Source organism: Staphylococcus casei, from assembly GCF_030294405.1.
Classification (GTDB): Bacteria; Bacillota; Bacilli; order Staphylococcales; family Staphylococcaceae; genus Staphylococcus; species Staphylococcus succinus.
Genome location: NZ_CP125718.1, coordinates 2,640,707 through 2,665,808 on the forward strand (window position 1 = coordinate 2,640,707; position 25,102 = coordinate 2,665,808).

The 25,102-nt window shown below is 36.6% G+C and carries 18 protein-coding genes and 1 other annotated feature; of the genes, 6 read left to right on the forward strand and 12 right to left on the reverse strand.

Annotation, left to right across the window (positions count from 1 at the left end):
• Positions 1-14 precede the first annotated feature (14 nt).
• The 9 genes from QMO72_RS12765 to QMO72_RS12805 form a co-directional block, all read right to left on the reverse strand.
• A complete protein-coding gene (locus QMO72_RS12765) occupies positions 15-926 on the reverse strand; it encodes a sulfite exporter TauE/SafE family protein (RefSeq protein ID WP_069824639.1) in 912 nt (303 codons plus the stop codon).
• Between the two features lie 23 nt (positions 927-949).
• Positions 950-1,561, reverse strand: coding sequence for an NAD(P)-binding protein (locus tag QMO72_RS12770; protein WP_103267108.1), 612 nt, complete (start codon positions 1,559-1,561; stop codon positions 950-952).
• 36 nt (positions 1,562-1,597) lie between these two features.
• Positions 1,598-2,335 carry a sirohydrochlorin chelatase gene (locus QMO72_RS12775; protein ID WP_103267107.1) on the reverse strand — a complete coding sequence of 246 codons (738 nt, stop codon included), beginning with the start codon at positions 2,333-2,335 and terminating at the stop codon, positions 1,598-1,600.
• Positions 2,336-2,349: 14 nt separating this feature from the next.
• The gene (gene cobA, locus QMO72_RS12780; RefSeq protein ID WP_103267106.1) at positions 2,350-3,123 is read right to left on the reverse strand and encodes a uroporphyrinogen-III C-methyltransferase; all 774 of its coding nucleotides are present in this window, start codon (positions 3,121-3,123) and stop codon (positions 2,350-2,352) included.
• 22 nt (positions 3,124-3,145) lie between these two features.
• Entirely contained in the window at positions 3,146-4,852 is a 1,707-nt protein-coding gene (locus QMO72_RS12785; RefSeq protein ID WP_103267105.1) for an NADPH-dependent assimilatory sulfite reductase hemoprotein subunit, read from the reverse strand.
• 17 nt (positions 4,853-4,869) lie between these two features.
• Positions 4,870-6,693 carry an assimilatory sulfite reductase (NADPH) flavoprotein subunit gene (locus QMO72_RS12790; protein WP_103267104.1) on the reverse strand — a complete coding sequence of 608 codons (1,824 nt, stop codon included), beginning with the start codon at positions 6,691-6,693 and terminating at the stop codon, positions 4,870-4,872.
• A gap of 192 nt (positions 6,694-6,885) precedes the next feature.
• The gene (locus tag QMO72_RS12795) at positions 6,886-7,611 is read right to left on the reverse strand and encodes a phosphoadenylyl-sulfate reductase (protein WP_046836960.1); all 726 of its coding nucleotides are present in this window, start codon (positions 7,609-7,611) and stop codon (positions 6,886-6,888) included.
• Between the two features lie 416 nt (positions 7,612-8,027).
• Entirely contained in the window at positions 8,028-9,173 is a 1,146-nt protein-coding gene (locus QMO72_RS12800; RefSeq protein WP_103267103.1) for a globin domain-containing protein, read from the reverse strand.
• A gap of 276 nt (positions 9,174-9,449) precedes the next feature.
• Complete coding sequence (locus QMO72_RS12805) at positions 9,450-10,286, reverse strand: ParB/RepB/Spo0J family partition protein (RefSeq protein WP_103267123.1); 837 nt, start codon at positions 10,284-10,286, stop codon at positions 9,450-9,452.
• Positions 10,287-10,477: 191 nt separating this feature from the next.
• Positions 10,478-10,855, forward strand: a binding site (T-box leader).
• A 63-nt stretch (positions 10,856-10,918) separates the two neighbouring features.
• Here QMO72_RS12805 and QMO72_RS12810 point away from each other — a divergent pair.
• From QMO72_RS12810 to QMO72_RS12835, 6 genes are all read left to right on the forward strand, one after another.
• Positions 10,919-12,022: a PLP-dependent transferase gene (locus QMO72_RS12810; RefSeq protein WP_103267102.1), complete on the forward strand. Its 1,104-nt coding sequence runs from the start codon at positions 10,919-10,921 to the stop codon at positions 12,020-12,022.
• On the forward strand, positions 12,019-13,194 hold the full coding sequence (gene metC / locus QMO72_RS12815; protein WP_103267101.1) for a cystathionine beta-lyase MetC: 1,176 nt from the start codon (positions 12,019-12,021) through the stop codon (positions 13,192-13,194). The genes QMO72_RS12810 and metC overlap by 4 nt, the downstream gene beginning before the upstream one ends.
• Entirely contained in the window at positions 13,148-14,989 is a 1,842-nt protein-coding gene (locus QMO72_RS12820; RefSeq protein ID WP_103267100.1) for a bifunctional homocysteine S-methyltransferase/methylenetetrahydrofolate reductase, read from the forward strand. The genes metC and QMO72_RS12820 overlap by 47 nt, the downstream gene beginning before the upstream one ends.
• Positions 14,983-17,232: a 5-methyltetrahydropteroyltriglutamate--homocysteine S-methyltransferase gene (metE, locus tag QMO72_RS12825; protein WP_103267099.1), complete on the forward strand. Its 2,250-nt coding sequence runs from the start codon at positions 14,983-14,985 to the stop codon at positions 17,230-17,232. The genes QMO72_RS12820 and metE overlap by 7 nt, the downstream gene beginning before the upstream one ends.
• A 22-nt stretch (positions 17,233-17,254) precedes the next feature.
• Complete coding sequence (locus QMO72_RS12830; protein ID WP_103267098.1) at positions 17,255-17,995, forward strand: cyclase family protein; 741 nt, start codon at positions 17,255-17,257, stop codon at positions 17,993-17,995.
• Positions 17,996-18,323: 328 nt separating this feature from the next.
• Positions 18,324-20,165, forward strand: coding sequence for an assimilatory sulfite reductase (NADPH) flavoprotein subunit (locus tag QMO72_RS12835; protein WP_103267097.1), 1,842 nt, complete (start codon positions 18,324-18,326; stop codon positions 20,163-20,165).
• Between the two features lie 154 nt (positions 20,166-20,319).
• Here QMO72_RS12835 and QMO72_RS12840 read toward each other — a convergent pair whose 3' ends face one another.
• Genes QMO72_RS12840 through fadE form a run of 3 tightly spaced genes read right to left on the reverse strand, consistent with a single transcriptional unit; the run spans position 20,320 to position 25,066 of the window.
• Entirely contained in the window at positions 20,320-21,510 is a 1,191-nt protein-coding gene (locus QMO72_RS12840; RefSeq protein WP_103267096.1) for a thiolase family protein, read from the reverse strand.
• 34 nt (positions 21,511-21,544) lie between these two features.
• Positions 21,545-23,803: a 3-hydroxyacyl-CoA dehydrogenase/crotonase FadB gene (gene fadB, locus QMO72_RS12845; protein ID WP_103267095.1), complete on the reverse strand. Its 2,259-nt coding sequence runs from the start codon at positions 23,801-23,803 to the stop codon at positions 21,545-21,547.
• A gap of 54 nt (positions 23,804-23,857) precedes the next feature.
• Positions 23,858-25,066 carry an acyl-CoA dehydrogenase FadE gene (fadE, locus tag QMO72_RS12850; RefSeq protein ID WP_103267094.1) on the reverse strand — a complete coding sequence of 403 codons (1,209 nt, stop codon included), beginning with the start codon at positions 25,064-25,066 and terminating at the stop codon, positions 23,858-23,860.
• Positions 25,067-25,102: the final 36 nt, after the last annotated feature.

The following is a 25,102-nucleotide window of genomic DNA, read 5'->3' on the forward strand; positions in this document are numbered from 1 at the left end:
TCCTTCTTAAGTTTTTAATCTAATTCATTAACGTTAGCTTTTTTTTTAGATAATGAAAAAGGTAGTTTTTTATTTTGATATAGCGCAAAAGTGATGAGCCCTATCCAAATGATAATAAGTGCTATTTTTATCGTTACTGATAATGTTGTACTTGTACTAAATACACTTAGTAGTGAACTGCTGTTAGTAAAGATAATTAATCCACTCACACATACAGCTAAGATATTCATAGGTAATATTTTGACAAACCATGCCGCTATTGGTGCTGCAAGCATGCCACCTACACTTAATGACACTACAAGTCCCCAATTAATTTGGCTCCAACCTAAAAATATAATGAAGCCAAGAGAAGCAGAAAGCGTTACAAAGAATTCACTTGCAGATACAGTACCAATAGCATATCTAGGCTCTAACTTTTTCTGAGCAAGTAAGAGTGGTGTATTAACTGGACCCCAGCCACCGCCGCCAACTGCATCTAAAAATCCGGCCACCGCGCCTTGAGGTACCATAGAAAAACGACCACCTTTGTCGGGATTTATATCGTCTGAAAGCTGCTCATTTCTTTTAAATAAGAATTGATACAAGATATAAAGCCCCATAGTTAATAAGAACACAGCAATAAATGGTTTGATTAAATTGCTATGGATATTACTTAGGAACGCTGCGCCTATAAATGCTGTTATTGCACCCGGAATAGCTAACTTAATTAAAGTCGGCTTATGCACATTTTCAAATTTTAAGTGTGATGTACCTGAGGCTGCAGTTGTCGCAATTTCAGAGAAATGAATTGTCGCTGAAGCAATCGCTGGTGCAACACCAAATGTTAATAATATTGATGAAGATGATGCACCAAAGCCCATACCAAGGGACCCATCAATCAATTGTGCAAGAAAACCAGCAAGTGCAAATATAAATAATTTATGCATGCATCGTACTCCTTTCTATTAATTTAGATTACTGAATCTAACCAATTTCTAACTTCACGTTGTTTATGATGAGATAAATAATCATCTGCTAAAATTTCTTTTAAAAAGCGCTTTTGCTTTAAAGATGATAATTCACTACGCTTTATACGTTGTCTGCATTCATATAAAAAATCAACATAGGTTTCATAATCACGATCAAACCTTTGATTAAATTCTTCTAAAAGTTGCGCAGTTAAACCAGGACTTGCTCCGTTTGTAGATATACTAATCGTTAATTTTCCTCGTTGAAATATACTTGGAAATATGACATCTCCTGCCATAGCTTCACTAGCCATATTAATCATTGCGTGGCTTGGTTTAGATTGTAAAACGCGTTGGTTTGTAGCATCATCATTTGTAGCTACTACAATCAAATCAGCATATTCTACGTCTTTAACTTCAAAGGTTTTTTCAGACCACTTTATATCAGAATATTCAATTAATTGTTGCAAGTGCTCAGTCACCGTTGGGCTGATAACATGTATATCTTTTGAGTAAGTCATCAATGTCTTTATTCTACGTTCAGCAACCCGTCCTCCACCAACTACGACAATATGCTTCTTTGATATATCAATCATTAATGGCATCAATGGCATCTGTCATTTCCCCTTTAACTATAGCGATTTTAATTATTACGTAACATATTCAAAGGTTTCTTCTACGCGATCTTTCAATGCTTGTTGCAAGTGTTCATGATGTCCTAATTTATGACAAAGAATGATATCACTATCTACTTGATAACGCTCTACTGTTGTTGCAATATGTCTTTCTAAAATGCCAGTGAACCAAAGATATGGCACGATGAAAATTTGAGAATGACCTGCATTTACTGCCGCTTCAAGTGCATCTTCAAATGACGGTTTACAAGCTGCTAAATAACAAACATCAATATCAGATAAATGACTCATCTCGTATAACTGTGTCTTTATTGTCGCCAAATCTTTCTGAGTTTGGGGATTGTAACTTCCTCTACCAACGACTAATATTTTTGCATCTTCGTTCGGTGTTATGTTGGTTTCATCAATCCTCTGCTTAAGGATCTCAGTTAACCGATGTTGTACACCCAATGGCTCCCCATATGTCACAGTGACATATGGATACTTTAATTGGTTTGCTTCAATTTCAGCTGGAATATCTCTAAAATAGTGCCCTGCACTTAACAAGAGGACCGGTATTACCGAAATTTCAGTCGCGCCTTTGTCTACCAATCGTTGAAACCCCTGAGACACATTGGGGCTTGTCAATTCCAAGAAACACGTTTCTTGCAAAGGGACATCTACTTGCGCTTTGACTAATTCGATAAAGGACACGGCTTCTGTAACGGCTTCTGCGACCCTACTTCCATGGCTCACATATAAGACACCTCTCATATTAATTCCTCCTATTATTGATAAGTTAATTTAGCAACTGCTTCTTCAACTGGCATTTCTTCAAACCAGCTGATACGTTCTCTAAGTTTAACGACTTCTCCAACCACAATCATCGCTGGGTTCTCAATATCTTTTGCAACTTCAACGATATTATCTAACGTGCCAACGACGGTCTTTTGATACTCTGATGTACCAAGATGGACTAAAGCTACCGGTGTACCTTTAGGACGTCCATGTCTAGTCAACAATGCACTGATTTCAGGCAGTTTTTTGACGCCCATATATATACATAGTGTTTCGGGTCCGAGCGCAAGATGTTTCCAATACGAATCTTCGTCTATGCCTTTATTAATAACACCTGTAACAAATGCAACTGATGAACTATAATCACGATGAGTAACTGGAATTCCTGCATAAGCTGGTGCTGCAACGCCAGATGTAATACCTGGTACAATTTCAAAAGGAATATGGTTTTCTGCCAATATTTCCGCTTCTTCTCCACCTCTACCAAAGATAAAAGGGTCTCCACCTTTTAATCGCGTAACAGTAAGCCCTCTTTTCGCTAAACTTACAAGTAACTTATTTGTATCTTCTTGAGGTAAGGAATGACGGTTAGGGTCTTTACCACAATACATAAACTTTGTTGTTGGTGATGCATGATCTAATAACGCTTTATTTACCAAACGATCGTATAAAATAACATCGGCTTGTTCAATAGCTTTCAAGCCTTTTACTGTAATCAAATCAGGATCACCAGGCCCTGCGCCTACTAAAAATACTTTGCCCATCCTGTCACCACTTTCTCAATTTTTAACTGTGGAACACTTGGCCATCTGTAACTTTATCAACGATACCTGCACGTACAACAAAGTCTCCAAAGTGCTCTCCTTCATTTCTTTCTTTTGCATATTGTAATAATATAGGTCTTAAACTTTCTAAGATTTCTTCTTCACCAATATTTTCTTTATATATTTTATTTAAACGATCACCTGTAAAGCTAGCTCCTAAATACATATTATATTTTCCAGGTGCTTTACCAATAAATGCAATCTCTGCTAATGCGGGTCTTGCACACCCATTAGGGCATCCTGTCATACGAATTGTAATTTCTTCATCATTTAATCCAGCTTCGTCTAATAGCTCTTCAATTTTAGTAATAAGTGAAGGTAAATAACGTTCGGATTCAGCCATTGCTAGACCACAAGTAGGGAATGCAACACAAGCCATTGAATTACGTCTTAATCCAGTATAGTGCTTGCCATCTGTAAGACCATATTCATCAATAATAGCTTCTATTTCAGGTTTTTTCGTTTCATCTACACTAGCAATAACTAAATTTTGGTTTGGCGTTAGTCTAAAATCACCTGTGTGTATTTCAGCAATTTTTCTTAAAGCTGTTTTTAATTTATAATCTTCTGTATCTTTTACACGTCCATTTTGAACGAATAGTGTATAGTGCCATTTGCCACTGCCCTCAGTCCAACCATAACGGTCTCCATTATGATCAAAGTGATATGGATGTGGTGCTTCTAATTCCCAACCTAAGCGCTTGTTAAGTTCTTTTGTAACCCACTCCGTGCCATAACGGTCAACTGTGTATTTAAAGCGTGCATTTTTACGCTCTTGTCGATTACCATAATCCCTTTGAATGGTTAATATTTTTTCACAAACATCTATCACATGTTCTTTCGGGAAGTAACCGATAAGTCGCCCAACTTGTGGGTAAGTATTGGTATTACCATGCGTCATTCCCATTCCGCCACCGACTGTGATGTTAAATCCAATAAGCTTTTCATCTTTAAGAATCGATATTAACCCAATATCTTGAGAATACACATCAATATCGTTTGACGGTGGCACCGCGATACCTATTTTAAATTTACGTGGTAAATACGTTTTTCCATAAAGTGGTTCTTCTGTTTCACTTGTATCCAATACCTTTTCACCATCAAGCCAAATTTCATGATACGCTTGCGTTTGTGGTGACAAGTGTCGACTGATATCACTAGCAATTTGATTAACCTCAGCGTGGACCTCTGATTGATAAGGGTTAGGATTACTCATGACATTACGGTTAACATCGCCGCATGCTGCCAATGTATCTAATAAAGATTGGTTAATATCGAACATCGTTTGTTTTAAATTTCTTTTTAAAATGCCATGAAATTGAAATGCTTGTCTCGTTGTTAATTTAATTGTTTCATTCGCATACGTATTGGCAATATCATCCATCGCAATCCATTGATCTGCAGTTGAAGCGCCTCCTGGAGCACGCACTCTTATCATAAAGCTATATGCTGGCTCTAACTTTTGCTTACGACGTTCATCACGAAGATCTCTATCGTCTTGCATATAACTACCATGGAATTTTAAAAGTTTAGTGTCATCTTCAGCAATTGCACCTGTAATTCTATCTGCTAAACCTTCTTCAATAGTACCTCGAAGATAGTTACTTTCCGTTTTGATTCGTTCCATTTCATCCAGTTTTTCTGAAAAATTTAAATTCGGATCAGCCATGCTATCATTCCTTTCTCTTAATATACATCCCGTTGATAACGTTTTTCTTTTTTCATTTCTGTAAGATACGCTTCTGCGTCTACTTCAGACATGCCGCCTTCTTGCTCCAATATATAGCGAATCGTTTGGTGAACATCTTTCGCCATTTGTTTTTCATCGCCACATACATATAATTTAGCGCCATTCATCAACCATTCATAAAAGGTTGCGCTTTGTTCAGCAATTCTATGCTGCACATATACTTTTTCATCTGTATCCCTAGAAAAGGCTAAATCTAGTTTGCTAAGCACTTCATCTTTAAGCCACGTTTGCCATTCTGTTTGGTATAAGAAATCGGTTGTAAAATGCTGTTCTCCGAAGAATAGCCAAGTTTGACCTGTTAATCCTAATTCCTCACGTTCTTGTAGATAGGATCTAAATGGTGCGACTCCAGTTCCCGGACCAATCATAATCACTGGTGTTTCTTCATCGAATGGGAATTTAAAGTTTGGATTTTTCTTCAAATATATAGGAATTGTATCGCCTGGTTGCACTCTCTCTGCAAGCTGTACTGAACAAACACCTTTACGATCTCTATCATGAGCTTGATATCTCACCGCGCCTACAGTAATATGCACTTCATCTGGGTTTGCTTTGTAACTACTCGCAATAGAATATTCTCTTGGTGGCAATTTTCTCAATAGTTGATGCAACGCTTCAGGTTTAAATGCCTCCGAAGGGAAATCTGTGAATAAATCCACTAAATCTCTACCATCAATATATGCTTGAATCCATTCAGCATCGTTTATTTTTGCTGTTAGCTGTTCATTATTTAGTAATTCTACTGCTTTTTGTAATAACGGTTTGGTTAACTTAGTAATTTCAAAATGTTCTGTCAAAGCTTTTTGTAATGGCAATGTATCTCCATCATCATTTATTGTGACTTCTACTGTCTCATCAAATCCTAATGTTTCAATTAACTGCGACACTACTTCAGGATCATTTTGTGGTAATACTACTAAACAATCGCCTGGTTCATATTCTTCGCCGTAATTATCAAGCAGTAGCTCAACATGTCTAACCTCTTTATTTGAACCTCGACCATTGAGGTTAATATTTTCTAATACTTCTGCCTCATACGGATTTGATTTAGAATAACGTTTCTCTTTTGCAGATTGTACTGTTTCAGTAGATGTCACCGTTTGCGTAACTCCTGAGCTACTATTTAACTTTTCTATATTTGTGTTCATCCATTTTTCGGCAATGTCATCATAATCAATATCACAATCTTGTCGCTCTATGATACGTTCAGCACCAAGCTCTTCTAAACGTTTATCGAAATCTTTACCCGTCTGACAAAAGAATTCATAAGACTCATCGCCTAAAGCCAATACAGAGAATCTGACGCCCTCTAATTTAGGCGCTTTTCTGCCGTGTAAAAATTCATGGAAAGACAATGCATTATCAGGTGGATCTCCTTCACCGTGAGTAGATGAAATAACAAATAAATCCTCTACTTTTTTCAGGTCTTTTGGTTTAAAATCATCCATCGCACTAAGTTTGACTGTATAATTATGCTCTACAAGTCGATCTGCAAATATTTCGCCTAAACTTTGTGCATTTCCTGTTTCAGAACCATATAGTATTGTAATATGTCTATCACTCATAGCTTGTGGTTCATTATTCAATACATTTTCTGCCACTTGTTGTGACGGTGCTGAACTATTAGCCAGTGCTTGTTGATTAGCAGTTAAATAACCACTAAGCCATGTCTGTTGTTCAGGTGTAAGATTTTGGATGATTTGATTCAGTTGTGTTGCTTGTTCTTCGTTGAATGGACTGTTTGTTACAGATAAATTCACAGCAAGTTCACCTCATATAGTCTATTTTCATTTCTTAATTATTTAATACTTAATCACTGAATTGACGGGTTTAACCTTTCCCGTTAAAAGGCATACCTTTGCAGTATCATATGCACATTAAAACGATTAGTAACTCTATATAACTGATTAGTTTACTAAGGTTTGTATTTAAAAAAATATGCGCGTATTATTTTATGGTCGCGTCGTATGCAAGCCACACTCGGTTTTACTTGAATTGTTCCATCTTCCTTCACGTGAATCTCCAGAACCTGAAACAGCGGCTGTACAAGGAATACAACCAATACTTGGATAGTTAAAATCATGTAATTCGTTGTAATGTAAGTCATGCTTCTTAATGTAATCCCATACATCATCCCACGTCCAGTGAATTAATGGACACACTTTTACTGATTGAAATCTTTCATCTTTATTTATAAAGTTTGTATTTTGACGACTTGGTGACTGCTCTCTACGTAAGCCTGAAACCCAAGCAGTTGCACCGGATAATACTTCTTCAAGTGGCTTAATTTTTCGAATATAGCAACATTGGTTGGGATCATTCTTCCAAAGCGCCGGGTTATATTGTTCTGACTGTTCTTCCAAAGTAAGGTCAGGTTTCTTAAGTTTAATATTCAATTCTGGATATCGCGCTTTTACTCTATCTATTAAATCGTACGTTTCTTGAAAATGAAGATCTGTATCTAAAAATACTATTTCCGCATCTTTTTTAACGCTATAAATCAAATCTATGAGTATCATACCTTCTGCACCAAAGCTACATGAGTAAATAATTGAATCTCCATACGTTTCATAGGCCCATGCTATAACTTCTCGCGCACCTTTTGTTTCATCAGAAATATCCAATGAATCAAAAACCTCTGCATTGAAATGTTCATACGTAATTTTTCCCTGTGACATTAATGGGTTCATCCCCTTCTCTTTAATGTACTCTTTAATTGCCCACGCTACATTTTCGTTATTAGAATTATTAGAAAATAATTATGATACACACTTTACTGATTGTAAAATTTTATGTCAAGTGCATATTTAAAACTAAACACTTCTTAAAAAAGCTTCAAAAATCTATCACTAAAGCGCTTTAAACGCTTATTTTCAAGCGTTCTTAATAATAATTTCTAAAAAATAATAACAATAAACTAGGATTTCTTTAAAGTCTTTAAACCCTGTGGTTACGCTATTCACAAAAAATTCTAAAATTTTTGTATTTTTTATAATAATTCTAATTATGCCTATGATGTTATATATAATCATAACAAAAAAGCGCCAACAAACAATATTAATTGTTTGCGGCGCTTTATATTATATACAAAATTTTAAGCCGAAAAGCTTAATCTTGGAATGAACGTTTCGAAATGTACGTTATCCATAGATACACCGAGTGTGCGTAATTCCTCGATAATTGATTTTAGGAATGTATCTCCTCCACAGACATATATTTCTGTATCATCATCAATATATTGTTTTAGCTGTTCCCCATCAATGCGTGCATCTTGATCACGTAAATGATTAATGACTTCAGCTTGTGAAGATTGGCTAGCTATAGCTTTAATTTTTTCTTCAAAAGCTATATTTTGAGCGTTAGCTGTAGACTGTATAAATGTTGCTTTTAACCCTGCATCTACCGCTTCTTTGTACATAGATACAAGTGGTGTTACGCCTACCCCAGAACCTAAAAATAGTTGCTTGTTGGCTTTGTGCTCTAGTTTAAATCCACCTACTGGGGCAGATAAATATAAGGTATCTCCAATCGCTATTTCATCATGTAGTATGGTTGATACTTCTCCTTCATGCTCATCTGTAACATCTCTTTTAACACCAAACGTCAAGAAATCCTTATCTCCATCTACAATAGAGTAATGTCTTTTAGCTTTGTATGGTAGTTTTTCACTTTCGATGTCTACAGTGATATATTGACCTGGAATAAATTGACTCAAATCAATATCAGCTGATGTGATAGTAAATGATTTAATCTCTTCAGTTTCTTCTGTGATATCAACCACTTCAAATGGTCTAAAACCATCCCACGCCATTTGGTTATAGACTTCACGTTCTAATCCAATAAACGCGTCTGCAATTTCACCGTAAGCTTTTACCCATGTTTGGATGACTGGGTCTTCATCTTTGAGCCCTGTAACTTCTTCAATCGCCCAAATTAAATTTTCACCTACAATTGCATATTGTTCAGGCTTAACTTGTAATGCACAATGTTTATAAACGACTGGCATAATGGCTGGGACAATTGGTGATAAATCCTGAATATTTTCTGCTGCAGCTAGTACTGCCATAGCAAGTGCCGAAGATTGTAAGCCTTTTTTCTGGTTCGTTTGATTAAATACATTTTTTAGTTCTGGATGTTGTTCAAACAAGCGCTTGTAAAAAACAGCTGTAATTGTTTGCCCTTTTTCTTTTAGTAATGGAACAGTTTCTCTTATTGTTTGTATCTCTTCTTGAGTTAACATATAACCCCTCCTATTTACTCGTTCACCACCATTATTGTACCCAATCCCAATAGTTACAATCACTTCACCTTAATTTCACAAAATGATCACAATACGTTTTCTCAAAATTGTAATATTTTTTCCTACACAATTTAAATTATGTAGAATAATTAAAATTTTTATGATTATGAGCAACACTTCATTCCAAAGGTAAGTGAACCCTTATCACCTATACATACAATCAATAAGCCCCTTAGTAATATGATCAAACTGCAAGGGACTTACTGCGTGTCGATATTATTTATGATACTTATCATTTAACTGATGGATTAACCTCTTAAATTCAGCCTCAGATTTGAATTCAAATGTAACCTGTCCCTTTTTATTATTTGTAGAGATGGATACATTTGTTCCATATTGCTCTTTTAATTGACGCTCTTGCTGTTGAATCAATTTGGGTTTTACTTTAGGTTCAGGTGGATGCGTCTTTTTAACTTTATTTCCAAATTGTTCATGTACATATGCTTCTAAGTATCGTACACTCCAAGATTCTTTGACGGTTTGCTTTGCAATGTTACGCATCTTTTGCGTATCTTTTACAGTTAATAATGTCCTTCCGTGCGCTCCTGATATAGTGCCTGCTCTGACCAAATCTGCCACATCTTCAGGTAAATGTAATAAGCGAAGCATATTCGCAATATAAGGTCTCGATTTACTCAGACGCTGGGCCACTTCTTGTTGTGTTAGATTTAAATCATCCATAAGCTTGCGATAACTTTCCGCTTCTTCTATTGCATTTAAATCTTCTCTTTGCAAATTTTCAATAATGGCTAATTCCATCATGTCTTCATCTGTTAATGATTTTATAATTGCAGGTATTGCTTTCAATCCTGCAATTTGAGCAGCACGAAATCTTCTCTCACCCACGACAATGGTATAACCATTGATTGTTTTTCGCAGAACAATGGGCTGGAGAATACCATGGACTTTGATCGAACCCGCTAAATCTTCTAAACGTGCTTCATCAAATGTTTTACGTGGTTGGTAAGGATTGGCTTTTATTAAATTCACTTTAATATTTTGGACTTGCGCATTTGGTTCTAATTGTAATCTTTGATCTTCAGGATTTGTGATTTTAGACACCTACTTCCAGTATTAATTATATTTTTTCAAATTAATTTTTTATGATTTTATTATATCATCCTTGTTGTGACACATAATACAAACGCTAAATAATTAGTTAAATCTAAATTTTCTGAAAAGTTATTGACAAAATAAATTCTAGTGTGTAATCTTAGGTATATCAAATTAAGAAATTGCAAATACGAAACACAGTAATAAGGAAAGTAAAACTTACACTGCTGACACAGAGAGTCTTTGATACGCTGAAAGAAGACGCGGAAAGAAAGTTCGAAAATGGCCTTTGAGTGTTGATGCCAATATGAGGTATCAACGGGATCGCCCGTTATAGCGATACAGTATTAACATTTTGTTCAATGGCGTACTGGATTTATCCACGCGTCGTATACTTCGTTAGTACTCATTTTATTTCACTTTAAGATGGGTTTTATTTTTTAACGAGGCTGCGATGGCATGATTCAGTTTACGTTATAAAGTTAACATTTTGGCGTACTGGGTAAGGTTACTTTAGTGATAAGGTAACAAACAAAGGTGGTACCGCGAGCTAAGCTTTCGTCCTTTACATCCGATATATTCGGGTTTAAAGGACGGAAGCTTTTTTATTTTTAACAAGGAGGTTATCTATTATGAAAAATACTGAACTCGCGCAAATTGCTTTATCACAAGATCATACCGGAGCGATTGCGAATCCAATTTATTTATCAACAGCATACCAGCACCCTCATTTAGGTGAATCAACAGGCTATGATTATACAAGAACTAAAAATCCTACACGCTCAGCATTTGAAGAATCATTTGCCAAATTAGAACGTGGGGTCGCATCTTTTGCCACTGCTAGTGGCATGGCAGCCATTCAACTTATTTGTAACTTGTTTAAATCAGGTGACGAAATATTAGTGTCTTTCGATTTATACGGTGGTACATTCAGACTCTTTGATTTCTATGAGCAACAATATGGCATCCAATTCAAGTATGTAGACTTCCTAAATTATGAAGACGTAAAACAAAGCGTTTCAGAACATACAAAAGCATTGTTTATCGAACCTATTTCAAACCCGCAAATGATTGAAGTCGATGTAGATCCATACTATATCTTAAGTAAGGAATACAACTTATTAACCATAATAGACAACACATTCTTAACACCTTACCTTTCAACACCACTAGAAGAAGGCGCAGACATTGTCTTACATTCAGCTACTAAATACATCGGTGGCCATAACGATGTATTGGCAGGTGTTGTAACAGTTAAAGATGAAGCTTTAGCAACACAATTTGCAGACTTACACAACATGATTGGTGCTACACTATCGCCTTTCGATAGCTACTTACTACAACGTGGTTTAAAGACATTACATCTTAGAATGGATCGTTCAGAATATAATGCCAAATTATTAGCAGAGCGATGTAAGCATTTAGAGGCGATTGATCAAGTCCTATATAGCGGACGTACTGGCATGCTCAGCTTACGCCTCAACAAATCTTATAAAGCTAATCGCTTTTTAGAAAACTTAGACGTCTGCATTTTCGCTGAAAGTCTTGGTGGTACTGAAACATTTATCACCTTCCCCTATACACAAACACATGTTGATATGCCAGATGAAGAAAAAGATAAACGTGGTATCGACGAACATTTACTTAGATTATCTATCGGTATAGAAAACTATGAAGATATTGAAAAAGATATTATTCAAGCATTAGAAAAATCTAAAGAAGGAGTGATTTCATGAGTTTATCCAAAGAAACCGAATTGATATTTGATGCACATAGAGGGAAAGATTACGATTCAGCCAATCCTCCTTTGTATGATTCTTCTACATTCCATCAAAAAGTTTTAGGTGGCGATGCTGCATATGATTATGCTAGAAGTGGTAATCCAAACCGTGCATTACTAGAAGAGAAATTAGCCAAACTTGAAGATGCGGATTATGCTTTCGCTTATGCTTCAGGTATTGCAGCCATTTCAGCAGTATTACTTACTTTAAATGCTGGAGATCATGTTATCTTACCCGATGATGTGTATGGTGGTACTTTCAGGTTAACCGAGCAAATTTTAACACGCTTTAACATTCAATTTACGACAGTAGATACAACAGAATTAAATGAAATCGAGCAAGCCATTCAAAATAACACTAAATTAATTTATGTTGAAACACCTTCTAATCCGCTGTTCAAAATCACAGATATTAAAGGTGTGGCAAACATTGCCACACAACATAAGCTTTTAGTAGCCGTTGATAATACATTTATGACACCACTGGGACAATCACCCTTAGCACTTGGCGCAGATATTGTTGTGCATAGTGCAACGAAGTTCTTAGGTGGCCACAGCGATATTATTGCTGGTGTAGCTATTACAAATAATGAAACAGTTGCAAACGCACTTTACTTATTACAAAACGGAACAGGTACTGCATTATCAGCCCAAGATAGTTGGACATTAGCAAAACATTTAAAAACGTTGCCTGTTAGATTTAATCAATCTGTTGAAAATGCACAAAAACTTTATACTTTTTTATCTCAACGCGAAGAAATTGCTGAAGTATATTACCCAGGTAATGATAAGTTACACTTATCTCAAGCGCGTCATGGCGGCGCAGTTTTAGGTTTCAGATTAAAAGATGAAACCAAAGCACAAGCATTTGTAGATGCATTATCTCTTCCGCTTGTATCCGTAAGTCTTGGAGGAGTAGAGACGATACTTTCTCATCCAGCTACAATGTCTCATGCCGCAGTACCTAAGGCAGTAAGGGAAGCACGTAACATTACATTCGGTTTATTCAGACTTAGCGTTGGCTTAGAACAACCTGAAGAATTAATTGCAGATTTAAATTATGCATTGAAGGAGGCTTTCAATGAGTCAACTACTCAACAAACTGAAGAACAACATACTCGTCGCTGACGGTGCTATTGGGACCATCCTCTATTCTGAAGGTTTAGATACTTGTCCAGAAGCATACAATCTGACACATCCTGACAAAGTCCAACGCATTCACCAATCTTATATTGAAGCTGGTGCTGATATCATTCAGACCAATACGTATGGTGCGAATTTTGAAAAATTAAAAGTATTTGGGTTAGAACATAAAGTCAAAGATATCCATCAAGCTGCCGTTCAAATTGCTAAACAAGCTGCAAATAATGATACATTCATACTCGGAACTGTAGGTGGTTTTAGAGGAATCAAACAAGACGCGTTAGGCTTATCTGCAATACAATACCATACCGAAATACAAGTTGATACTTTAGTAGAAGCTGGTGTTGATGGTCTGCTGTTCGAAACCTATTATGACTTAGAAGAACTTACCAATATTATTAAAGCAACACGACGCAAATATGATATCCCTATCATTGCACAGCTAACAGCTTTAAATACCAATTATCTCAGAGACGGATCAGAAATTAATACTGCATTAAAGCAAGTCGCCGCAAGTGGTGCTGACATTACTGGATTAAATTGTCATCATGGTCCACACCATATGCAGCAATCATTTTCACATATTGAATTACCTGAAGGTGCTTATCTCTCTTGCTACCCTAATGCAAGTTTACTCGATATTGAAAATAGTGAGTTTAGATACAGCGATAACGCTGCCTACTTTGGCAAAGTTGCACAACAACTCATTAACGAAGGCGTACGCTTAATCGGCGGCTGTTGTGGTACTACACCTGAACACATTCAATTTATCAAATCGTCTGTAAAAGATTTAAAACCCGTTTCAGATAAAAAAGTTATACCCATTACCAAACAAAGTAGTCGTTCCAATACAACTTCCCACCAACAAACTTTAACATCAAAAGTCAAACAGCATCCAACAATCATTGTTGAATTGGATACACCGAAGCACCTAGATACAGATAAATTTTTCAGAAATATCAAAAAACTTGATGACGCTAATATTGATGCAGTGACGCTAGCCGACAATTCACTCGCAACTGTCAGAATCAGTAATATTGCAGCAGCCAGTGTCATTAAACAACAATACGCTATAGAGCCACTCGTACATATTACGTGTCGAGATCGCAACCTTATCGGATTACAATCTCATTTATTAGGGTTATCACTACTTGGAGTCAATGAAATTCTAACCATTACTGGTGATCCTTCTAAAATTGGTCATTTACCCGGCGCATCTAACGTATACGATGTAAATTCCAAAGGGTTGACCGAAATTGCACTACGCTTCAATAAAGGAATCAACACTGATGGTGATGCGCTGAAGACGAAGACAAACTTCAACATCGCAGGTGCTTTCGATCCTAATGTAAAAAAATTAGATGGTGCAGTCAGACGATTAGAAAAGAAATTAGAAAGTGGCATGCACTATTTTATTACACAGCCAGTCTATAGTGCTGAAAAAATCAAAGAGGTCTATGAAGCAACGAAACATTTAGATGCTCCATTCTTTATCGGTATTATGCCCGTAACCAGTTATAAAAATGCACTGTTTTTACATAACGAAGTGCCTGGCATCAAGTTATCAGATGAAATTTTAGAGCAATTCGAAGCCGTTAAAAATGATAAAGCAAAAACAAAAGCATTAAGTCTTAAACTTTCAAAAGACTTAATCGACACTGTACACGAATATTTTAATGGTTTGTACTTAATCACCCCATTTCAAAGTGTCGAATACACATTAGAACTTGCAGCATACTCTAAACAAATTACTTCAAATAAACAGGAGGCAATATTATGACAATTAAAACATCAAATTTAGGATTCCCAAGATTAGGTAGAAAAAGAGAATGGAAAAAAGCAATCGAAGGTTACTGGTCAAATAAAGTAGATTTAGACACATTACACCAACAGTTAACAGATTTGCATAAAGAAAATTTATTACTACAAAAAAACTATAACTTATCAAGTATCCCAGTCGGTGATTTCTCACTTTATGACCATATTCTTGATACTTCTTTACTATTTAACATTATTCCTGAACGTTTCCAAGGTAGAGAAATAGATGATGATTTATTGTTTGATATCGCTAGAGGGAATAAAGAACATGTTGCAAGTGCTTTAATAAAATGGTTCAACACAAATTATCACTACATCGTACCAGAATGGGATAAGGCAGAACCAAAATTAAATCGCAATGTATTGTTAGAACGTTTTAACTATGCAAAATCTTTAAATGTTAATGCACACCCTGTAATTGTTGGCCCTGTTACGTTTGTTAAATTATCTAAAGGTGGCAACCAATCATTCGAAGAAAAAGTAAATACATTATTACCTTTATATAAAGAAGTATTGCAATCATTAGTAGATGCTGGTGCAGAATATATTCAAATTGATGAACCTGTACTTGTTGAAGATGATAGTTCAGATTACGAAAGTATCACAAAAGCTGTATACGACTATTTCGCTGAAGCTGGTTTAGGCGAGCATCTTGTCATTCAAACTTATTTTGAACGCGTTAATTTAAAATTCTTAAATAGCTTACCTGTAAAAGGTTTAGGTCTAGACTTTGTTCATGACCGTAACTTTAACTTAGAACAAATTAAAGCTGGCGATTTAGATAACTCTAAAACGCTTTATGCGGGTATTATTGATGGACGTAACGTTTGGGCAGCTGATATTGAAGCTAAAAAAGCACTTATTGAAACATTATCCGACAATACAAATGAACTTGTCATCCAACCTTCCTCATCATTATTACACGTACCAGTTTCATTAGATGATGAATCACTTGATGAATCTATTGCAGAAGGTCTAAGTTTCGCAACTGAAAAACTAGATGAATTAGATGCATTAAGACGTTTATTTAATGAAAATGATGATACTAAATACAATGAACTGAAAGCACGTTATGAGCGTTTCCAAAATCAATCATTCAAAAATCTTGAATATGATTTCGATAGCGTCCGCACTTCAAGACAATCTGTATTTGCTGAACGTAAAAAAGCACAAGATGCGCTTTTAAACTTACCTGATTTACCAACAACTACGATTGGTTCATTCCCACAATCTCAAGAAGTACGTAAACAACGTGCAGATTGGAAGAACAACCGTATTACAGATGAAGATTACAAAACATTCTTAAAAAATGAGATTGCTCGTTGGATTAAAATCCAAGAAGATATAGGCTTAGACGTCTTAGTACACGGAGAGTTCGAACGTAATGACATGGTAGAATTCTTTGGTGAGAAACTACAAGGATTCTTAGTAACTAAGTTTGGTTGGGTTCAATCATATGGCTCTCGTGCCGTTAAGCCACCAATTATTTATGGAGATGTTAAATGGACTGAGCCACTTACAGTCAAAGAAACATTGTATGCCCAAAGTTTAACAGACAAACCTGTAAAAGGTATGTTAACGGGTCCAGTAACCATCTTAAACTGGTCATTTGAACGCGTAGACTTACTCCGTGAAGAAGTACAAGATCAAATCGCTTTAGCAATCAATGAAGAGGTGCTCGCTTTAGAAGAAGCTGGCATTCAGATTATTCAAGTAGATGAACCAGCATTAAGAGAAGGATTACCGCTTCGTTCAGAGTATCATGCTGACTATTTAGATAAAGCTGTACATTCCTTTAAACTCGCTACATCTTCAGTGGCAGATGCAACACAAATTCATACACATATGTGTTACTCTCAGTTTGGACAAATCATCCATGCTATCTATGATTTAGACGCAGACGTAATTTCCATTGAAACTTCGCGTAGTCACGGTGACTTAATCCAAGACTTCGAAGATATCACATATGATTTAGGTATCGGTTTAGGTGTTTATGATATACACAGTCCACGTATTCCGACTGAAGAAGAAATTACAGCAGCTATTAACCGTGCTTTACAAGAAATTGACCGTTCCCTTTTCTGGGTAAACCCAGACTGTGGTCTAAAAACACGTAAAGAAGACGAAGTAAAAGAAGCCTTAACTGTACTAGTCAATTCAGTTGATAAATTACGTAAGACGACAAACTCAGCGACTGTTCAATAATAACTGAATTCAGGTGATAGACATGAGTTATCCATTATGGAATCAATTAGAACAATTAAAATCATCAACGTGGGTCGATTTGACCCACACATTTGATGAAACCATCCCATGCTTCAGTGAATTTGAGCGTGCGAAAGTCTCAACATTATTTAACGTAGCAGATGATGGATTTTATGTACAAAATTGGAACATTGTCAGTCAATATGGTACACATATTGATGCCCCAATCCACTTTGTAGAACATAAACGGTATTTACATGAACTCGATTTAAAAGAACTTGCCCTACCACTTGTTGTCTTAAATTTTTCACAAGAAGTAGCTAAAGATGCTGATTTCATATTAACGCGCAAACATGTTGAACAATGGGAAGCAGCTCATGGCAAGATAGAACCTGGTACTTTTGTTGCTTTGCGCAGCGATTGGTCCAAACGTTGGCCTGACATCGAACAGTTTGAAAATAGAGATAGCAAGGGTAACCTTCATTTACCAGGTTGGGGTTTAGATGCCCTACAATATCTCCTTGAAGAACGTCATGTTAAAGCCATAGGACATGAAACTTTTGATACAGATGCTTCTATAGATGTAGCTAAAAACGGTGATATTGTTGGCGAACGTTATGTATTAGGTCAAGATACATTTCAGGTTGAATTACTCACTCATTTAGATTTATTACCAACACGAGGTGCTATCATTTACACTATTAGCCCTAAACCGAAAGATGCACCTGGATTTCCGGTACGCGCTTTTGCTATTAAGCCTTAAAAGTCACTCTAGAATGACTTCAAAAAATGCAATTCAGCAACAAACATACTCTAGCCATTAAATATTATTAATTTATAAGAAGTTGAGCCCTTCTTATAAATGATCATCTCCTTTCTAAATATACGAACCCCAAATCTTCTTTAACTCAGAATGATTTGGGGTTTTCTATCTTAAAATTATAAAGATAACTTATACCTTTAAACATTACATAAATCACAAATAATTAATAAACATATTCAATAATGTTATAATTTTTATAAATTTCAAATAGTAATGATATGAAATTTTCACCATCTTTCTTAAGAAAAACTAAAACGAGGTGACTGCTTTGAAACTTAATGACAAAAACACCCCTTTTGATCAAACACAATTGGGTCTTATAAATCAACTTTTACCAACACTTACGACAAATCAACAACATTGGTTAAGTAGTTATTTACTTCATTCCGATGATCAAGATACAACAATCATGCCTGCATCTTCAAATATTAGCGAAACTGATACCTCTACCAAAGCATCGGGTACTCATTCTGATGAACCGTTAGAAATCAACATTTTATTTGGAACAGAAACAGGCAATGCTGAAGAAATTGCAGATCAATTCGAAGCAACATTAAAATCACATCATTTCAACGTCCACTTGTGGGATATGGATGACTTTCCACAAAATGAGCTACCAAATACAACTTATCTTTTCATTATCTGTTCAACTCAAGGTGTAGGAGAGCCTCCAATCAACGCTATAGATTTTCACGAATTCTTACACAGTGATCAAGCACCCATGTTAGCGCATTTGAAATTCTCGGTGTTAGCACTTGGAGACCAAGATTTTCCAGACTTTTGCCAAGCAGGTAAAGAATTTGATGAAATTCTGGGTAAACTCGGTGGACAGCGTTTAGCTGATAGAGTAGATTGTGACTTCGACTATGAAGATGCCGCTGAAAAATGGATGACAGATATGGTAAACCTACTTTCTCAAAACGCTCCCAATCATTCTGCTATCGATGATTCGGTGGAGTCACATGTCGCGATTGAAGCGTCTGACGAGGCATACTCTAAAGTCAACCCATTTCACGCTGAAGTCCTTGTAAATGCTGTACTAACAGCTCCGAATGCCACAAGGGAGGTCAGACATCTCGAGTTATCACTCGAGGGATACAACGAATCTTATGAGCCTGGTGATAGTTTAGTTATCATTCCTGAAAATCATCCCGCTCTCGTTGAGCATGTACTAGAAACTTTAAGATGGCAACCTGATACGATGATTCATATTGGAAAAGACGCACAACCCTGGACAGTCAGAGCAGCATTAACACACTACTTTGAAATTTCAAAGTTAACACCTTCATTGGTAAATCAAGCAGCTGAATTATTTAGAAACCCAATGTTAAATGCAAATGTACAAAAAAGTGATTGGGTTCAAAGCTATATTGAGGGTCGAGACTTTATTGATTTAATTAAAGATTTTTCACCCGTATCACTTGAACCCAATATGTTAAACCAATTATTAAGAAAATTACCGCCAAGAGAATATTCTATTGCAAGCAGTAACCAAGTCCATCCTCATAGCGTTCATATTACTGTACGTGTAGTTCGATATGAATCACATCACCGTGAACGTTTAGGTGTTTGCTCTGTACAACTTGCTGAACGCGTGAACACTGGAGATACGGTGCCTGTCTTCATCAAGAAAAATACACATTTCAAATTCCCGTACGATGAAGTGACACCGGTTATTATGATAGGCGCTGGTACAGGGATTGCGCCATATAGAGCCTATCTCCAACAAAGAGCACAATTAGGATTGAAAGGATCTCAATGGTTAATCTTTGGAAATCAAAATTACTATGCTGATTACTTATATCAAAGTGATTTAGAGACTTGGCTCAAGGACGGTGTACTCAGCAAATTAGATTTAGCCTTTTCACGTGATACTGATAATAAAATTTACGTTCAGCATCGTATAGAAGAAAACGGTGCAGCGTTTTATCGTTGGTTATCGCAAGGTGCAACCATTTATCTGTGCGGTGATAAAGATGAAATGGCTAAGGGTGTACACAACGCCTTAATAAATGTACTAACCCATCACGGAAATTATGATGAAATCGAAGCTGAGCACTATTTAAGTGACTTAATTAAAAATCAACGTTACCTGCGTGATGTTTATTAATCATATTTCTGCAATGCTATATTTTCCGTTACGTCCAAATGATTTAGATTAAATTAAAAAGCATCATAAAAAACACCTTAAAGGAACGGGTTTTCCCTCTATCCTTAAGGTGTTTTCTAATTATGACTTGTTGTTAACTTAACATATTGCTATATTAGTTCCCTACATATTCAAAAATACCAGCGGCACCCATACCGACACCAATACACATCGTGACCATACCATACTTGGAGCCTGGTCTTTTCTTCATCTCTGAAAGCAATCTACCCACGAGCATTGCGCCGGTCGCTCCAAGTGGATGACCTAAAGCTATTGCACCGCCATTGACATTAGTCTTAGCCATATCTAAGCCTGTTTCTCTAATTGAAGCGAGTGTTTGTGAAGCAAATGCTTCATTTAATTCTACAAGATCCATGTCATCTATATTCAACTCTGCATCTTTCAGCACTTCCGGAATAGCATACGCCGGTCCTATGCCCATTAATTTAGGATCGACACCTACTGCTTTAAATCCAACAAAGCGTGCGATAGGTTTTACACCTAGCGCTTTCATTTTTTCACCCGACATCACTACTACAAAACCAGCGCCATCTGTCAAAGGGGCTGAAGACCCTGCCGTCACTGTGCCGTCAGCCTTAAACACTGTTGGCAATTGAGCTAACGCTTCTACAGTAGTATCTGGACGAATTAATTCATCTTCTTTAAATATCGCTTTATTAACTACAGGGCCATTTTGATTATAAGAGACTTTATTAACATCAATGGGAATGATTTCCTCTGTGAATTTACCGGCTAATTGCGCTTCTTTCGCGCGTTGATGACTTTGTACAGCATAAGCATCTTGATCTTCTCTAGATACATTATAAGTGTCAGCCACCATTTCAGCAGTAAGGCCCATTGGATATGAGACACCTGAATCTTTATCTTGCAGAATGGGATTATTTGTTGGTTCATTACCTCCCATTGGTACTGCACTCATCAATTCGACACCTCCTGCTACAAGGACATCTGCTTGGTCAGCGATGATCTGATTCGCTGCATGGGCAATAGTTTGAAGGCCTGATGAACAATAACGATTCACTGTTTGACCAGGTACTTCTTTGGGCATTCCTGCTAAGAGTGCTATTGCTCTCGCGATATTTTGCCCTTGTAACCCTTCTGGAAACGAATTTCCAACGATAACATCTTCTACCATGCTTGAATCGAATGCGCCCCCTACTCTTTCTAATACGCCTTTTAATACTTTAGCGGCAACCTCATCTGGTCTTTCATGAGCCATTGCCCCATTTAACTTCGCCTTACCAGCTGCTGAGCGACCATAAGCTACTATATATGCTTCTCGCATTTCACTTCATCCTTCCTTGTTTACCATTCTATGGTTAATTACGTAGCGGCTTCCCTTTTTCTAACATGTGAGAAATTCTGTCATACGTTTTTTTATTTTGTAGAAGTTCTAAGAATCTTTCTTTTTCAAGTGTTTGTAAATAGCGTTGGTTGACGTATGTGTTTCGAGGTATGTCTCCACCTGATAATACCTCCGCTACTTTTAACGTAATTTCATAATCGTAGTCACTGATAAAGTTGCCCTGACGTTGTGCATCAAGCTGACCTTCAGCTAATGCTTTAAAATCGCGTCCTAAAGCAATATACTGTGATTTTGGTGTTGGAATATAGTTTGTTGCTGCTTCGTAACGTGCGCGGTCCAAAGCAACTTCAACCCGTTTTTCCATATTTAATATCACGGTGTCTGTGTCTCTCAAATAGCCATATCTGATTGCTTCATACGCATTGGTCGATACTTTAGCAAACCCTACATTCATCAGTATATTTGTCACTTGTGCTTGTTTATCATCATTTTTATGATTTGTACGTAATACGCGATCCGTCAATTCAGCAAGGCCGCCACCAGCTGGTAGTAGACCCACACCTGTTTCCACAAGACCAATATAGGATTCACTTGCAGCTACAACAAAAGGAGAGTGTAATACTAATTCACAGCCCCCGCCCAGTGCTCTACCTTGAACAGCGGTAACGACTGGTTTCAATGCATGTTTGAGTCTAGCGAAAATATAATGCAATTTTTCGACCATAGCTCCTACTTCCGATACCACTTGGTTTTCTTCGTGTGCTTTTTTCATTTGGTACAAATTCGCGCCGACACTAAAGTTATTTCCCTCTGCGTAGATAACCATACTGCTAAAGTCTTCATCTTCTAACTTATTAATGGATTCTAATAAGTCATCAAGAAATCCTCCAGTAATCACATTATTTTTACTTTGTAATTTTAATAGCAATTGGTCTTTATGTGCTACAGACAAATTAGAATCTGATCTATTCCATATTTCACTGTCCACATATTGTGACACAGGTGTAATACGTTCAATCGTTTCATCTTCACTATAGAATGGTTTATTGCGCTGTTCTATCCATTCTGGCAATTGCCCTAATTCTTGCTTCATACGTGTTTTCACACGATCGAAACCAATTAAATCCCATAATTGGAATGGTCCTTTTTTCCAGTTAAATCCCCAAATTAAAGCGCGATCAATATCTTTAAAATCTACGGCAGCTTTAGGAACGTTAATTGCAGAATAATAGAAATTATTTCTCAACGTCTCCCATAAAAACACCCCAACGTCATCTTGTGCATTAAATATGACTTCTAAATTTGAGGCTAAATCTTTACTAAACGCACTTAAAATTTCAAGTTGTGGTGGCTGTGGTTTTACATAATCACCTTGTTCAGGATCAAACACAAGCCTTTTTCTATTTTCTTTTTTATAAAAACCTTGTTTTGTTTTATTACCTAAAGCACCACGATTTACTAATATTTCGGCAATTTTTGTATCATGGAAGAAATGTTGCTCTTCTGGCACTTGTTGTAAACCATTAATCACCGCTGTAGCAATATCTAATCCAACTAAATCTGACAAACCATAGGTGCCCATCTTCGGACGCCCAATACTCTGTCCAGTTAAAGCATCTATTTCTGTAATAGAAAAACCTTGTGCTTCGCCTCTATACATAATGTCATTCATTGTTTGCGTCCCTACGCGATTGGCTACAAATCCTGGCACATCATTTGCGACAATCACACCTTTACCTAGAACATCTTCCGCAAATGCTTGAACCCGTTCTAACACTCCTGGGGACGTCTTTGCGTTAGGAATAATTTCAACCAATTTCATAATACGTGGTGGATTAAAGAAATGCATACCGAAAAATCTCTCTTTATCACTATCGTTAAATACGTTTGCAATGGCTTCAATAGGTATGCCAGATGTATTCGTTGCAAAGATTGCTTTGTCTTTTGCTATAGCTTTCACTTCATCCCAAATATGATGTTTAATACTCACTTCTTCTTTAACTGCTTCAATATATATATCTGCATCATCTTGTGAATTTAAGTCATCTTTAAAGTTGCCATATGTTAAATTTGATGCAAATGATAAATCAAATAATTGTGGACGTTTCGGGTTAGTGATTATTTCATATGCTTTTTTCGAAATTTTATTAGGCTCATTCTCATCTATCACCATGTCCAGTAACTTCACTTTCAAGCCTGCATTGACAAGGAGTGCTGCGATTTGACTACCCATCGTTCCTGCACCTAGCACTGTCGCTTTTCTTATCGTCATATAAAACCCTCCAAATTGATTATTTCTATAGTTATTGTTTATATATTCACCTGATTAGATAAACGCAGAATCTCCAGTGATAAATCTACCAATCACGAGTGCATTAATTTCATGTGTCCCTTCATAAGTGAATACCGCTTCAGCATCTGAGAAAAATCTAGCGATATCATATTCAGCAGCTAATATACCATTGCCCCCTGTGATACCACGTCCCATCGCTACAGATTCCCTTAATCTTAAAGCGTTCATCATTTTAGCAGTAGATGTTGCAACTTCATCGTATTCACCCTTGGCTTGCATACGTGCGAGTTGACCACATGTTGCCATAGCCTGCGCTAAGTTGCCTTGCATCATGGCTAGCTTTTCTTGGATTAATTGATATTTACTAATTTCTTTACCAAATTGTTTACGCTTAGTGACGTAATCTTTTGTTGCACGTAATGCTCCAGCCATTGCGCCTGTAGCCATATATGCAACACCTGCACGCGTAGAGTACAAGACTTTTGCTATATCTTTAAAGCTATTAATATTCTGTAGTCTCTTATCTTCTGTGACCACCACATTATTCAATTTAATATTGGTATTCGGCACAATACGCAATGCAATTTTGTGTTGAATGACATCAATATCGACCCCTTCTTGATGGGGTTCAATAATAAAACCTTTGGGCTTTCCGGTTTCAACATCTACTGCAAATAACGGAATAACATCTGCTACATTAGCGCCACCAATCCACTTTTTAGCGCCATTGATAATCCACTTATCTCCTTCTTTTTTAGCAGTTGTTTCTAATCCTCCGGCAACATCTGAGCCATGTTCAGGTTCAGTTAAAGCAAAACATGTTCTTAACTCATGAGACTGTAACTTAGGAATATAGTATGCAACTTGTTCTTTGCTACCTCCGAATAGGAAGGCGTTATGCCCCAATCCTTGATGCACACCTAAAAGCGTTGCTAATGATACATCGAATTTAGCGACTGTATAAGACATAAAGAATTGGAATAATTGACTTGGTGTCCGTGCATCTTCACGTCCTTCAAACAGTAAGGGGTTATTAAAATAATTTAATTTACCCAACTCTTCGAAATAATCTTCAGGCTCAGTTGCATTGACCCAATGTTCATTAATAGAATCTCGATATTTATCTTCTAGTAAATCATTCAGCTGTTTTAATAACTTTACTTCACCTTCTGTTAAATCCTTTGCCACACTTAAAACATCTTCTGGATATAGTGTTTGAATAAGCGCTTCTTTTGTTGACATAAATAAAACCTCCGCCTCTATTTGTTATCGCTTACA

Coding starts and splice junctions, on each gene's coding strand:
- QMO72_RS12765 (WP_069824639.1), bottom strand. CDS start 926: ATGCATAAATTATTTATATTTGCACTTGCTGGTTTTCTTGCACAATTG.
- QMO72_RS12770 (WP_103267108.1), bottom strand. CDS start 1,561: ATGCCATTGATGCCATTAATGATTGATATATCAAAGAAGCATATTGTC.
- QMO72_RS12775 (WP_103267107.1), bottom strand. CDS start 2,335: ATGAGAGGTGTCTTATATGTGAGCCATGGAAGTAGGGTCGCAGAAGCC.
- cobA (WP_103267106.1), bottom strand. CDS start 3,123: ATGGGCAAAGTATTTTTAGTAGGCGCAGGGCCTGGTGATCCTGATTTG.
- QMO72_RS12785 (WP_103267105.1), bottom strand. CDS start 4,852: ATGGCTGATCCGAATTTAAATTTTTCAGAAAAACTGGATGAAATGGAA.
- QMO72_RS12795 (WP_046836960.1), bottom strand. CDS start 7,611: ATGTCACAGGGAAAAATTACGTATGAACATTTCAATGCAGAGGTTTTT.
- QMO72_RS12800 (WP_103267103.1), bottom strand. CDS start 9,173: ATGTTAACTCAAGAAGAGATACAAACAATAAGAGAAACTGTTCCATTA.
- QMO72_RS12810 (WP_103267102.1), top strand. CDS start 10,919: ATGAAAAATACTGAACTCGCGCAAATTGCTTTATCACAAGATCATACC.
- metC (WP_103267101.1), top strand. CDS start 12,019: ATGAGTTTATCCAAAGAAACCGAATTGATATTTGATGCACATAGAGGG.
- QMO72_RS12820 (WP_103267100.1), top strand. CDS start 13,148: ATGAGTCAACTACTCAACAAACTGAAGAACAACATACTCGTCGCTGAC.
- QMO72_RS12830 (WP_103267098.1), top strand. CDS start 17,255: ATGAGTTATCCATTATGGAATCAATTAGAACAATTAAAATCATCAACG.
- QMO72_RS12840 (WP_103267096.1), bottom strand. CDS start 21,510: ATGCGAGAAGCATATATAGTAGCTTATGGTCGCTCAGCAGCTGGTAAG.
- fadB (WP_103267095.1), bottom strand. CDS start 23,803: ATGACGATAAGAAAAGCGACAGTGCTAGGTGCAGGAACGATGGGTAGT.
- fadE (WP_103267094.1), bottom strand. CDS start 25,066: ATGTCAACAAAAGAAGCGCTTATTCAAACACTATATCCAGAAGATGTT.